General features: G+C 51.7%; 19 protein-coding genes. 1 reads left to right on the top strand and 18 read right to left on the bottom strand.

Annotated elements, in window-relative coordinates; all coding sequences use genetic code 11:
• Positions 1-127 precede the first annotated feature (127 nt).
• The 17 genes from AB1S50_RS17665 to AB1S50_RS17585 all read right to left on the bottom strand — a co-directional run bounded on the left by AB1S50_RS17665 (position 128) and on the right by AB1S50_RS17585 (position 9,498).
• Positions 128-628 (bottom strand): hypothetical protein, encoded by a 501-nt coding sequence (locus AB1S50_RS17665; protein WP_367152436.1) that lies wholly within the window; start codon positions 626-628, stop codon positions 128-130.
• Between the two features lie 179 nt (positions 629-807).
• Positions 808-1,056, bottom strand: a complete 249-nt coding sequence (locus AB1S50_RS17660) for a hypothetical protein (RefSeq protein WP_367152435.1) — start codon at positions 1,054-1,056, stop codon at positions 808-810.
• A gap of 90 nt (positions 1,057-1,146) precedes the next feature.
• Positions 1,147-1,449: a hypothetical protein gene (locus tag AB1S50_RS17655; protein WP_367152434.1), complete on the bottom strand. Its 303-nt coding sequence runs from the start codon at positions 1,447-1,449 to the stop codon at positions 1,147-1,149.
• A gap of 93 nt (positions 1,450-1,542) precedes the next feature.
• The gene (locus AB1S50_RS17650; protein WP_367152432.1) at positions 1,543-2,055 is read right to left on the bottom strand and encodes a terminase small subunit; all 513 of its coding nucleotides are present in this window, start codon (positions 2,053-2,055) and stop codon (positions 1,543-1,545) included.
• Positions 2,055-2,270: a phage holin family protein gene (locus tag AB1S50_RS17645; protein ID WP_367152431.1), complete on the bottom strand. Its 216-nt coding sequence runs from the start codon at positions 2,268-2,270 to the stop codon at positions 2,055-2,057. Before AB1S50_RS17645 ends, AB1S50_RS17650 begins: the two co-directional genes overlap by 1 nt.
• On the bottom strand, positions 2,267-2,776 hold the full coding sequence (locus AB1S50_RS17640; protein ID WP_367152430.1) for a hypothetical protein: 510 nt from the start codon (positions 2,774-2,776) through the stop codon (positions 2,267-2,269). Before AB1S50_RS17640 ends, AB1S50_RS17645 begins: the two co-directional genes overlap by 4 nt.
• 307 nt (positions 2,777-3,083) lie before the next feature.
• The gene (locus tag AB1S50_RS17635; RefSeq protein ID WP_367152429.1) at positions 3,084-4,163 is read right to left on the bottom strand and encodes a helix-turn-helix domain-containing protein; all 1,080 of its coding nucleotides are present in this window, start codon (positions 4,161-4,163) and stop codon (positions 3,084-3,086) included.
• A 2-nt stretch (positions 4,164-4,165) separates the two neighbouring features.
• Complete coding sequence (locus tag AB1S50_RS17630) at positions 4,166-4,822, bottom strand: hypothetical protein (RefSeq protein ID WP_367152428.1); 657 nt, start codon at positions 4,820-4,822, stop codon at positions 4,166-4,168.
• A gap of 63 nt (positions 4,823-4,885) precedes the next feature.
• Positions 4,886-5,263: a D-Ala-D-Ala carboxypeptidase family metallohydrolase gene (locus AB1S50_RS17625; protein WP_367152427.1), complete on the bottom strand. Its 378-nt coding sequence runs from the start codon at positions 5,261-5,263 to the stop codon at positions 4,886-4,888.
• Positions 5,264-5,850: 587 nt separating this feature from the next.
• Positions 5,851-6,141, bottom strand: coding sequence for a nuclease domain-containing protein (locus tag AB1S50_RS17620; protein ID WP_367152426.1), 291 nt, complete (start codon positions 6,139-6,141; stop codon positions 5,851-5,853).
• Positions 6,128-6,571: a hypothetical protein gene (locus AB1S50_RS17615; RefSeq protein WP_367152425.1), complete on the bottom strand. Its 444-nt coding sequence runs from the start codon at positions 6,569-6,571 to the stop codon at positions 6,128-6,130. The genes AB1S50_RS17620 and AB1S50_RS17615 overlap by 14 nt, the downstream gene beginning before the upstream one ends.
• Positions 6,572-7,135, bottom strand: coding sequence for a replication protein P (locus AB1S50_RS17610; RefSeq protein ID WP_367152437.1), 564 nt, complete (start codon positions 7,133-7,135; stop codon positions 6,572-6,574).
• Positions 7,038-7,934 carry a helix-turn-helix domain-containing protein gene (locus tag AB1S50_RS17605; RefSeq protein WP_367152423.1) on the bottom strand — a complete coding sequence of 299 codons (897 nt, stop codon included), beginning with the start codon at positions 7,932-7,934 and terminating at the stop codon, positions 7,038-7,040. The genes AB1S50_RS17610 and AB1S50_RS17605 overlap by 98 nt, the downstream gene beginning before the upstream one ends.
• Positions 7,935-8,245: 311 nt before the next feature.
• A complete protein-coding gene (locus AB1S50_RS17600; protein ID WP_367152422.1) occupies positions 8,246-8,644 on the bottom strand; it encodes a hypothetical protein in 399 nt (132 codons plus the stop codon).
• A 30-nt stretch (positions 8,645-8,674) separates the two neighbouring features.
• Positions 8,675-8,875, bottom strand: coding sequence for a crAss001_48 related protein (locus AB1S50_RS17595; protein WP_367152421.1), 201 nt, complete (start codon positions 8,873-8,875; stop codon positions 8,675-8,677).
• A gap of 129 nt (positions 8,876-9,004) precedes the next feature.
• Positions 9,005-9,232, bottom strand: coding sequence for a hypothetical protein (locus AB1S50_RS17590; protein WP_367152420.1), 228 nt, complete (start codon positions 9,230-9,232; stop codon positions 9,005-9,007).
• A 53-nt stretch (positions 9,233-9,285) separates the two neighbouring features.
• A complete protein-coding gene (locus AB1S50_RS17585) occupies positions 9,286-9,498 on the bottom strand; it encodes a hypothetical protein (RefSeq protein ID WP_367152086.1) in 213 nt (70 codons plus the stop codon).
• A gap of 628 nt (positions 9,499-10,126) precedes the next feature.
• Between AB1S50_RS17585 and AB1S50_RS17580 the strand changes: the two genes are divergently transcribed.
• Positions 10,127-10,666 (top strand): hypothetical protein, encoded by a 540-nt coding sequence (locus tag AB1S50_RS17580; RefSeq protein ID WP_367152419.1) that lies wholly within the window; start codon positions 10,127-10,129, stop codon positions 10,664-10,666.
• Between the two features lie 416 nt (positions 10,667-11,082).
• Here the strand turns inward: AB1S50_RS17580 and AB1S50_RS17575 are convergent.
• A partial coding sequence (locus AB1S50_RS17575) for a transposase domain-containing protein (protein WP_367152251.1) occupies positions 11,083-11,210 on the bottom strand: 128 nt, incomplete at its 5' end.

Raw genomic sequence — 11,210 nt, 5'->3', positions numbered from 1 at the left:
AATGAAGTAGAGCGTCTGTTTCGCCGCTTGAAAGGTTTCCGAAGAATATTTAGTCGATTTGATAAGTTGGATGTCGTTTTTAAGTTCTTCATCAACTTTTCATTGATCGCTGACCGGCTAATTAGTGTTAACAGGCCCTAGAACGACCGGCGCCTTTGCTACCGGCTGTCGCCACCTTGTAGCCGCTGTCGTTCTGCACAAACTGCAACTCCTTAGAACTGGCGCTGCTGGTGGCCGGCTTCAATAGCGGGTGCAGATTGTCGTGGTACCGGAACACCATATCGAACAGGTTGTCGGTGGCCTGCTGCAGATGCGTCAAAATAAACGCCTTAACCGCCTTGCGGAACCGGGTCTTCCAGTAGTAGCGCCCCTCCACATAAGTACTGATACCCTGCTGGCGCCCCTTGAGAATCAGTGCCCGCACCATGCCCAGCTCGAACAGTTGTTCTTCCAGCCGCTCATGGACGTACTTCTGCGCCCGGTTGAGTTTTAACGGCTCCAAAGCACCGCGTTTGGTGGCAATCTTCAGCTGCTTCAGCGCAAAAAAAGGAAAGTCGTGCACACAGCGTTTGATCAGATCCCGAACCTTCTCCACTTCATCCAAGGAGATCTCCGCTTGCAGGTCCATGAATCAGTCATCTCGTCAACAGGGATTATTCAGTCGCCTTCACAAAAACAGGATTAACGGGCACAAAAAAGCCCGCGCTGGGCGGGCCTTAGGTTATATAAGCTGTATGGCTACGATTCAGTATTCCTAATACTAATATACCAGCCTAAGCAAGTCAGTTGATATACTGCTTATATTTATTAATAAAATTTCTCAAGTAGTAGAGCGAAGGCTTGAATAAGAGCTCCAATGCCAATTAAAGATAAGAACTTAGGAAATCTCTTTTGTCTTTTATACATAGCAATCCTCTTTTTCTTATCTGGTTCCCCGACCAAAGAGACAGATCCATCTGGATTGTATTTAGGCGCTGGTGTAGCTTTTGCGGCTGAAATACTTCCGAAAGTAATTAACAGCAGCCCAATTAAATTTAATCCAACGGATAATTCCATTACTTTTTTATGCCTTTTTAGGTTAATTTTTTAGCATATGACACAGGACGTAGCAAGCCTTATAATGACCTCGCCAAAACCTGCTAAGGATTATCTTTTAAGTCTAATTAACAACCCATCGGTTGACTTTAAATGAAATTTATCACCTTTAGCATTCTTCCAGACAACCTTTTCCCAACCTTCATTATGAATTCTCGTTTGAAGTTTTTTAGATGAACTCCAACGAACATCGTAACCTTCATCTTCCAGTTTATTTTTCAAGCCACTTTTAGTTGGGAAATTTATGTCAACTTCTAATTCTTCAATTTGAGATGGTTGCCAGCTTATTCCACCACCCACAACGGGGAGGTTTACCCCTCTTATATTTTTTAAAATCCTCTGTAAGCATTTCACTTAACTCGTCCAATTGCACTACATTGAGGTCTTCATGACCACTATTATGCTGATTGTCGACCCTAAGTAAATACCTGGGCTAGACGCCATCCACTACTCTATCAGATCATCAATCAGCGACTGCAGAGTTACTTTGACCTCCTTCTGCTCACGAAATGCCTGAACATTCACATGCTTGCCCAGCAGTTCCAGGTTCTTCACCTTGTCCGGCCACTTGATCTTCTTGAGCACACCAACAATCTGGCGCTGATAACCACTGCCTTCCCAGAGTTCCGTTAGTTCCATGCCGGAAAGGAATTGGCGCCAAACCTTCGGCCATTCCCGGATCGGCTTCAGTGAACCGTCATCTGCGAGAATGTCCAGCACATCCATCTGGTCAATCTCGGCCAGGCGCTTCAGTACATAGTCCGCGTCTACCTGAGTGCGCTCTGAGCGGGATTCTCGGGCCTTTTCAATAGCAGCTTTGACTCCAACATTCTCCAACAGGCGCGGGCCCTGAGAATGCGCTGTGCGTTTACTGTACCCTGCTCGTATCGCGGCCTGAGTAGCGTTCAAATCCTTCAAATACTCGATGACGAATAGCTTCTGCTTATCCTTGAGGGCCATTACTCTCCCCGCTCTTGCTGCGCTTTCGCCATCTTGTGGCGCTGGTGGCTGTAGTACCAATTCATCACAAAGGAGGCGACCGCTACCGAAGCACAGATAAAGCCAATGGGGTTTTGGACAAACAGGCTGTAGAGGCTGCCAATAGCACCGGCGGTTACCGTCGTGGCGTGGCCAGCCTTCTCCGCCACCTCTCGCATCAGGTCGTGAACGGTCATGGTTTCACCATCGCCTTTGTCTTTTCCTTACTTCCTTGGCTGGAGCCGTACCAGAACTGCAGGATCATTGGTATTGCGCCGGTGATCACGCCGAGCATCAGAGTTCCGGTCTGTTCGAATGCCGGGGTTACCTCGACACTACCGGAGAACAGCAGGTAGGTCAGGAAGAAATAGCCGCTGATAAACACAAACGACAGCGCCGCCTGAACCCACAGGCCACCTTTAATGCCTAGTTCCCTTGCACTCTTGCGGTCCTCCACCTCAAGCTGGTACACATCGATATCCAGCTCGCGCATCTTCACCTTAAAATCGTTGTCGAGATTCCGCAGCTCCAGCAGCTTCTCAGGGCTCGCGTTCTGTACCAGTTCCGCTATGTCCTGCTCACTACCCTCACCATCCTGCAGGAAATGATCCGAGAGGAACTTCACCGCAGTACCAGCTACAGGACCACCCAAGGCAGCGCCCAGGGTCGGGGCCACGCTTTTAACGATTGCTTTCCAGCTCATAGTTATCTCCGGGCATAAAAAAACCGGCTCAGTGGCCGGTTTAAATGATTGGGTGTCTGATAAAGACAACAAACGCAAAGTAGTTAATTTACACAGCTAAAGCCTAAAGGCGCCAAAAAGGTGTCAGCCAAAAATAGTGATAAGTTGGACCTGAGATTGTCCAACTTCTATGAATAGGCTCCTTCAACTTGGGGATAGGGTATCAATCCTATATAACAATGATCTGTCTGACCCCGTGCGCGGCAAGCCCCACCGTTCAGACAGGGCCTTACAGATACTCTTTGTGCCGGACCGGGAATGGGCCTGATTAGGCCAATCTGAGTTGTGGAGCACCCACCGACCTAGTGCCAGTTGATGGGTTGGCCTCCGACAGATTGAATACCAGCCCATCCACCTCCTCAAGGGGGAGGCACAACTCTTTGGCCACCTGTTCTCTAGTAGTTCGTTCCTTCCAGAGTTCCCGGAATATTTTTTCCCAAACGATGGAACGCTCCCTGGGCAACCCATCGGGTTCAGACTGGCCAAACTGCTTGTTGATACGCATGCAGAAGTTTCGGTACTGCCAGTCGCTCAGTTTACCGGCCTTGTGCAGCCGATAAGCCAAAGCAGCAACGGAAACCCCCCAGCGCTTCTTGGCCTGAACCAGTTGCTTCAGGGAAGTGACAAACGGGATGTTCGCAACTAGATCCATGGACGGCATCAGGAAATAGGAAGCGAAACTGTCCGCCTCACTTTCCGCCTGGCGCCCCTGAGGCTTGCCATGGCGGTGCAGAACCAGGTGACCCAGCTCGTGCATGGCATCAAAACGGCTGCGTTCCGCGGTCTTGAACGTGTTCAGGAAAATGTAGGGGACACCGTTTCGCCAGCAGGAGAAGGCGTCGACGTTTTTGGTATCTTCAGCCAATGAAAAAATCCTGATCCCTTTGGACTCCAGCAGCTTTACCACATTGGACACCGGACGTTCTCCAAGCCCCCAATAGGAACGTAAAGCTTTCGCCGACGCCTCGGGACTCATGCCATGCCGCGCATCAATATCAATCAAGTCCAATTCCGGCAGATTGAAACGCTCAGACGCCCAGTCCGCCAGCAAGTGTGCCAGCGATCCGGCGGACAGAGCCGCCTCGCGCTCCTTGGCCGACATGGCGGACAGACTGCGGAAGGCCGCCGTATCCTTTGTGGGCATGTCGATATCGTTGCCCGCAAAAAAGGCGACCGGATAACTCAAAGCTTTGGCGAGCGCTGTAATCGTCGCATCCCCGACATTCTCGACCTTGCCCTTTTCGATCCCCGACAAGTGTTTAGGCGTTATACCCGCAAAGCCAGCTAACTCCCTGCCAGTAAGCCGCCTGCGCTTTCTGGCAATAGTCAACCTTGAAGGATTGAACATGACTACCCCTTTTTTGTAACCCTTATATCGAACTCTTCACCCAGGTTATCGGCATCACTTTCATCCACTGCCCGGCTCCAGTCCTCATCCTGAAGGATAAAGATGCGTTCCATAAAGGTACCGAAATTTCCATTTTCAACCGATCTCGGACGCGAAAGCTCTGCTCTCACTTCGTCTCCGTTGCAGGATACACAAAAGAACCATGTGTGCAGATTCTCGTCTCGCCGGGCTTCTTCCGCCATATAGTCCCAAAGGTAGCCGTCGCGGCTATCCACCAGAGCGGCTACACCTTTCCCTTTACTACTTACAGGGTTCGGATCGTGCTCCCCACAGGCACAATCCACGTTCTGAAACAGGATCAGCATTTCCAGCCGTTCGTTCCTAATCGCCTCAACGCCGTTCGGCCGAGCTATCTTCCAGCCTGGTTTTTGGATGAAAAGTGCTCTCAATGCGGCGACCCCGGCCATATAAGAGTACATTCCGGGGGCGTTCAAGGGATGAAGCGAAGTGGCCTCATTGCGGGCCGAAATCGCCGCCAAAGCGACCTGCTGAAGTTCAGACACAGATACATCATAGAGGGAAAGCTTTCCCGGTACTTCATGGGGCTCCCGATAGATTCGTGAGACAGACATAAATGAAACCCAGGTTAATTTTTTCACCCTCTATTGTGGAGGCAAAAATTAACCTCGTCAAGCGACACCAGTACATCAGTACCACTTTTATTAATAGCTCCACACAGTAGGCCTAGCGCGCTCGCCCGGTACGGGCTCAAGATCATCCAGATGGAGGAATCGTCCGCCATGAGCCCCCTTCTGCTTCACACCGATACCGGTAAAGCCCTCCTCCTGCGCGATACTCAGCAGCTCATAGGCCCGCCCACCAGCAACAGATACATCCACCGCCTGCCCCGTGGTATGCGTCATGGTGGAGCCGATCTTGGCGCAATGCGCGGGACAGCGATAACCCGAGTTGATCACCATTGGTTTGGCAAACCGCTCCCTCACCCTGATCAATCGGCGCAAGGTGTCATCCGAGAAGTGGTTTTTGCCACAACAACGGCAAGCCAACTCCTCCTCGGTGAAGTAGTCGTTCTTGAACATGAGATCACCGGAAATAAAAAAACCCCGCCAGGATCAACCGGCGAGGTCGTGAATTAGGGGAGTATTTGTTTTACAGTAAAAGCCGACTTATGGCGGCCTATCAGGATGATCGCTGCGTGAAATTTCCGCAGCCTGCCTGACTTTAATCCATATGGACGTATGCTGTCAATACGTACAGGCTGATTTAAAATACAGTTATAATGAATTATCCGCCAAAAAAAGCGCCTCTACTGTCGCTTCAACAATTTGACACATTTTCTCAACCCAGGGCTTCGACTTTTTGACCCTCCTCGCGACACTCCTCACATCCCAATGATGGTAATAACGGAGCCAAAACACCTGCTCCTCCAAGTTGGCACGGTCACTGTTCTTGCGCCTCCTGACTGTATTCAGGTAAACCAGGACCGCTTTATCTGTCTGTTCGGCGCGCACGTAGTCGATAGGCTCGGAGTGCTGCGGACGACCACTGGGCACCTTTAGGCCGTAGGAGGTTGCACGAGGCCAACTGACCGAATCTCCCGGTCTCTCGGGATTAGCACGGGACCACTCCCATAACAGGTCGCGGATTTCGATTGCATCCGTGGCATTCATCGAATCAGCCCCTTATCGCGCATCCTTGTTTGAGTTTCAAACAGCGCCCGCAACTTGCTGCGCTCTACCTCAATCTTTGGTATCTCGGTCTTACAACGCCCGTCTATCACATCGTGACAGCAGCTGCAGCCATAGACACCCCACCAGTCGGGGGACTTTCGGGCCATACCGGCGTGGCTGGGCAGATGGCACAGCACTACCGTCTCCGGGTCTCCGTTGCAGTGCGGGTAGAGCCGCAAGGTGCAGTCCTCACCCTTCGCTGCCTGGCGTAACTTAGTGCTGCGCATCCAGCAATGCTCCAAAGTCCACGCCCTTGAGGGTGTACCGATCAAATACCGTGTCGATATAGCGTTGGCACTGCTTGACGGTCATCAGGCGTGTGACTGGAAACCATTCCATCAGGTAGAGCTTGTCCTGATACGCTACCGGCTTGATGATCTTGTCGTAGCTCTCCCGGAACTTTTCGTCTTCCTCCCGCAGAATTGGTACGCCAACGGTCAGCTTGCACTCTGCCCGTGCATGAGCGCTATCGTCACCGTAGAGGGATCGGCCAATGCGCTGGTACAGCTCGAAGCACATGCGGTTCTGGTCCAGGCTGCGGTCCTTGCCCAGACGCCAAAAGAAACGCACTACCTTGTGTTCCGCAAACAGGCGTTCGCAGTGGTTAAAAAACCCTTGCAGGCTGGCCTGGCTATTGACCTGGAACTGCTGCGGCATTCAGGCACGCTCCGCTGTGGTTTGCTCGCCGGCAAGGAGGGACTTCAGCTCTCCCAGGGCCGACAGTGCGACACCTCTGTCACATGGCCGAGTTGGCTTCTCTTCCAGCACTCGGTCCTGCGCCGGGGGTTCAGGAAGGCGCTTGCCATCGGCCAGGTCCTGCATAACCCGCTTCCAAGCCTCCCGAAAAGCGGCCTTTTGCTCTTTGGTCGGCATCTGTGACACTACGCTCCAGTCCATGTGGCAGTAAGCCGCATAGACCGCTGGGTTCAACTGGGTGAAATCCCGCTTTACGTGCCTCGGGCCAAAAAATCGCTGCAACAGGGAAAAGGCTTCCGACTCGCTGGGTATTTTCCAGTGCTTCAGGGAGGCTTTACGGCACAGGGCGATAAAATCCCCGGTGGATGGCAGAAATGGCCCCTGGCTTTGCCGAAGCTCAGCCAACCCCCCTTCGATCGTGCTCCAGTCAGAAATACCCGCCTCCATCAGCGCCATCAGCCACTGGTTCTTGACTACCGCAATGGCTGACTGGTCCGGGAAGGCCGCCCGCCAGCCCGGCTTGATTCCCGCCAGTTGTTTGAATAACTCGTTCACCAGTTGCGCCGTCGAGCCAGTCGGTGTCGTCGGTGAACGGGTTGGGTGGTTGCGATGATCCATTGCGCGGCCCTCCGCGTTTGGTGAGTCGGTTGATCAGCCAGTCAGCCTTCACGCCCTGCCAGCCGGCCAGCTCCACTTCGGCTACCAGGGCTTCGTCGGTCATGCCGGTACTGTCCCCCGCCTGTCGGATTTCACGGGCGGCCAGCTCCAGCGCTCGCTGGGTCAGTGGCTTGCGTAGTTTCTCGCGGTAATCGGCGAAACAACGCGCCGAGTGTTCAGTGATGGGGAGACCGGCGAAATCGAGCCCCCTGGACTTTTTGGGCTGGACAGGAGCGCGCTCGCGCGCGTCCCCTTGTATTACTCTTACTGTATTGCTCTTACCTGTACTACTCTCTTCCGTGTTTTCCGAATACCCCCCTTCGGGATTCCGAATAGGGTTCTCCGTGTTTTCCGAATACCCCCTTCGGGATTCCGAATACCCCCCACTCACAAAAATATTGCGTTCACAAATACGCTTTCCATCGCGTTTTTGGGTGATCGTCAAATAGCCTTTTTTCTCCAGGCTGGAGATGATTTCAGACACCCGGGATGGGGACAGATTGAAGAATTCGGCGAACGCCTTGTTGGACTTGTAACAGCCTCTGACAGGGTCTACGGACAGGCTATTGATTTCCACCAGCATAACCTTTTCCTGCAGGCTCAAGTCTTTAGACAGCCACAGTTCCGCTGGAATCCAAACGCCTTCAAACGCGCGTTTATCGCTCATTGACGCCTCCGCCCTCTTCTGAGGCCGATGAATCCACTGATAATGTCCGTTAAATCAACGTGTCAGTCTCTCCTGACTGTCACACCACTGTGCAGGTGTCGCCTTCCTTCGGTATGCTGACGGTTCCCACACCAACAGCATCCACCGGAGAAAAAACTATGACTTGCAACCTGTTCATCCCTCATACGAAAACAACAGAGGGGTACCCTTAATGGCTAAGTGCAACTGGCCGTTAGGGAACGGCGAAACAATCGAGTTTCACATCTCCAACCCAGGTGCAAGCTGGAAATCTATTGCTGGGTTATACATATTCAGTCGCCAGAAAGCAGACGGCGCTTGGCGGGCAATATACGTTGGTCAGACCGATGATTTTTCATCTCGTCTTCCGTCTCATGAACGCTGGGATGAGGCTCACCGTATTGGGGCGACTCACATTCACACACTCTCAGTTCCTCGTCAGTCGGAACGTGATTTACTGGAAACGCAATTGATTCAGAATTTACAACCTTCGATGAATACTCTTTATCGCTAGTATTTTCCATAGAATCCCCTCGCCCACTTTGGTCCGAGCAAGGTGAGTCAGTGGCTGGGGGACCATATTCAGTGATTTCTATAGTCGCGCCAGTTTCAACCAGCCGCTCCAGGAACGACTCTGATAAATTTGTGAACGGCTTCAACACAAATTCACCATTGATCTTTCGAATTTGCATATAATTTCCTTAGTCATCTAAATGCAGCAGTTAGTGGGATTCATGCCTTTCCAATCGCTGAATCAATATCCGGTGATACCTGCTCATCACCTTGCGTTGCTCCTGAAGCAGCTCTTTTTCCTCGCTCTCCAAGTCGCTGTAATCTTTGGACTCCAAAAACCCATTGAGACGAAGCCTTTTGTTGGTGAGTCCGACGATCTCTTTGTGTAAGCGCCCTATAAAATCACTCATTGCCTTGCCTCTATTGCGCTGTCGCTACCTTTAAAAGGTGCCGGCCTTTCACCGGCTCGGGACGTCCCTGCCCTTCTACTGCTTCCTCACAAACTGCTCTGTCACTCCAAACCAGTGATGGATTCGTTTTCACCCTGCACTTTCTGGAAGCTTGACAGCGTTTTTAAGAGTCTCTGTTAGCCCCTCTAACTCGCACAATTCTTCGGTAACCTCATCCAGAATGATCTCGGCCTGCTGTGTGGCCAGCTGCGCCTGTGTTTTGCCCTTCGAGCCATCCAACCGCCGGCCACAAAATGCCAACCGCTGACGGTCATGCTCGGGCAACTCCGCCAACAACTGAGGAATGATTTCTTTCATGGCATAACCTGCTCTTGATTGATGTTGTACCGCCGGCGAATCGGGACCTCCATTTACAGCTTTTTGTACTTGCCCAATATGGCTTGGGCTGCCTGGGCTTTTTTAACCTCTTCGAGAGTCTCAGCTTCGTAAATGGGGAGTGACGTCTCAATGATGATCCTCGCCAACTGCTCATGGCCGATACCGTAGCGCTTCGCCACCGCCTTTAGCCGGTCAAATACCGGTTGTGATGTGCGTAGATTCGATTTTCGGAAGTTCGTTTTCATCCCGGTCCCTGTGCCTGTCATTTTGTAATAGGTGCCGGCCTTCCACCGGCTCGGGGCTATAGCCCTTGGCACTGTATCTCCACACACTTCGCGGTCGTGTCGTGCCGGATCTCCCCCCCGAGCGCTGTACTCAGCTCCATCCTGTGGGTGGATTGCTTGGTGCCGGTCTTTCCCGGCTGTCAGCGGTCTTTCCCGCCGTCCGCCTGAGGTGACCAACACCTATAGAGGGGATAGGCCTTCGCGCCCCCCGAGCTATGCCGGCCTGTCTAATAACTCTGGCAACACTCCAAATGCCAGTTGGGGTTTATTGCAAATAGCAGTAATCAGCGCCGTCCTGCTCGGTCAAAATACCGCCACTGACTGCAACTATTGCCTTCGCAAGTGCCGGACTAGCCTTGCGACGACCACTTGCCACCTGGTGCAGATATGCGGCTGTACATGGATATCCAGCCTCAGCGCATAGACGAGCTAATTGCTCACGCCTGCGATACCAAACATCCCGCACGTGGGTCGCTAAGCGTGTCTCTGCCCTACATCGCTGTTTGTCTTGCTGTGCACTCATGACATACAGAGTATGTCTTTTAGACTAAGGTTGCAAGTATGGACCAAATGCAAGAGGAATCAATCTGTGCCAAAGTTGCCGCTATCGGCAACACAGCCGGGGTCATTAAACAGGCAAATTCGAGATCAAAACGTGTACACCGCCAAAGGTCGTTTAGACATTAAGACAATCAGAAGGGAGAACGCTCGCCGTATCGCCAAGGAAATGGGAGGGCAAGCGGCGTTAGCTCGCGCGCTCGATATGCCTAATCCAGGAATATCGCAAATTATCGGTAAGAACCCTCGTCGAAATATCGGTGACGTCATGGCCCGCCGAATTGAGGATGCAGGGAAGTATCACCATGGTTGGTTGGATATCTATCATGGAGACGAACATTCAGAAGCAGCAAATATATCTGGTGGGGTAAACGTAGATCTGCTTAGGGATTCTCTATTGCGTACCCAAAAGGAGATGCAACTTCTATCTCTGAGCCTTAGCAATGAGGAACAAATGGAGCTACTGGCAAAAGCTGCAGCTGCCGTATACGCTTACACCGAATCAACTGGCGGAACAACCCTTGTTGACCCTAGTTACGCTCTCAAGCTTCTACTGCCGAAAGGCTCCTAATTTGAGCCTCGAATTGCGGGCACGTTCTGTAAATACCAACTTTACGGCATTCCAATAATTTAGTGCAGGCACCGCAACAGGAATTCATTAAAGACAGGGCCTCCCTCAAGGCGGCCAGTACTTCTCCATCTCTTGTTTCCCTACTCGGCTCCCTAGCAATTATCTGCATTTTACCTTCCCTTCAAGTTGCACAAGATTTCGGGAAAGACTCCTTTGTGAAAATTGAATTTAGTGTTTTGTACCATTTGCAATCATGCTTATGGGCCACTACCTAGATAAAAAGAACAAAGTAGCAGATTTTTATTCTATTGCAGATAGCAAAAACACTACAGTTCAAAAGCCTCGCATCAAAAGTACTGCAAGCACCTCCCCTGAATTGCGTCCCCTTTCAACGTCTATTGGTAAGCGTCCGGGCATCACACCTTGTCAGCAGGAACCCAGTTATGGGGCAGCAGCTCGCCGATAGCACTGGCGCGATGCATCGGTAATCGCTGCATCACATCTTTCAGATACGCAAAGGGATCATGACCATTCAGCTTGGCTG

The organism is Microbulbifer discodermiae, assembly GCF_040742695.1.
GTDB lineage: Bacteria > Pseudomonadota > Gammaproteobacteria > Pseudomonadales > Cellvibrionaceae > Microbulbifer.
This window is presented reverse-complemented; position numbering and strand designations above follow the sequence as displayed.

Bases quoted from the DNA above. Each gene is read 5' to 3' on its own strand.
- AB1S50_RS17600 (WP_367152422.1), bottom strand. From the start codon at position 8,644: ATGCAAATTCGAAAGATCAATGGTGAATTTGTGTTGAAGCCGTTCACA.
- AB1S50_RS17635 (WP_367152429.1), bottom strand. From the start codon at position 4,163: ATGTTCAATCCTTCAAGGTTGACTATTGCCAGAAAGCGCAGGCGGCTT.
- AB1S50_RS17615 (WP_367152425.1), bottom strand. From the start codon at position 6,571: ATGCCGCAGCAGTTCCAGGTCAATAGCCAGGCCAGCCTGCAAGGGTTT.
- AB1S50_RS17595 (WP_367152421.1), bottom strand. From the start codon at position 8,875: ATGAGTGATTTTATAGGGCGCTTACACAAAGAGATCGTCGGACTCACC.
- AB1S50_RS17640 (WP_367152430.1), bottom strand. From the start codon at position 2,776: ATGAGCTGGAAAGCAATCGTTAAAAGCGTGGCCCCGACCCTGGGCGCT.
- AB1S50_RS17620 (WP_367152426.1), bottom strand. From the start codon at position 6,141: ATGCGCAGCACTAAGTTACGCCAGGCAGCGAAGGGTGAGGACTGCACC.
- AB1S50_RS17660 (WP_367152435.1), bottom strand. From the start codon at position 1,056: ATGGAATTATCCGTTGGATTAAATTTAATTGGGCTGCTGTTAATTACT.
- AB1S50_RS17625 (WP_367152427.1), bottom strand. From the start codon at position 5,263: ATGTTCAAGAACGACTACTTCACCGAGGAGGAGTTGGCTTGCCGTTGT.
- AB1S50_RS17585 (WP_367152086.1), bottom strand. From the start codon at position 9,498: ATGAAAACGAACTTCCGAAAATCGAATCTACGCACATCACAACCGGTA.
- AB1S50_RS17665 (WP_367152436.1), bottom strand. From the start codon at position 628: ATGGACCTGCAAGCGGAGATCTCCTTGGATGAAGTGGAGAAGGTTCGG.
- AB1S50_RS17605 (WP_367152423.1), bottom strand. From the start codon at position 7,934: ATGAGCGATAAACGCGCGTTTGAAGGCGTTTGGATTCCAGCGGAACTG.
- AB1S50_RS17590 (WP_367152420.1), bottom strand. From the start codon at position 9,232: ATGAAAGAAATCATTCCTCAGTTGTTGGCGGAGTTGCCCGAGCATGAC.
- AB1S50_RS17650 (WP_367152432.1), bottom strand. From the start codon at position 2,055: ATGGCCCTCAAGGATAAGCAGAAGCTATTCGTCATCGAGTATTTGAAG.
- AB1S50_RS17645 (WP_367152431.1), bottom strand. From the start codon at position 2,270: ATGACCGTTCACGACCTGATGCGAGAGGTGGCGGAGAAGGCTGGCCAC.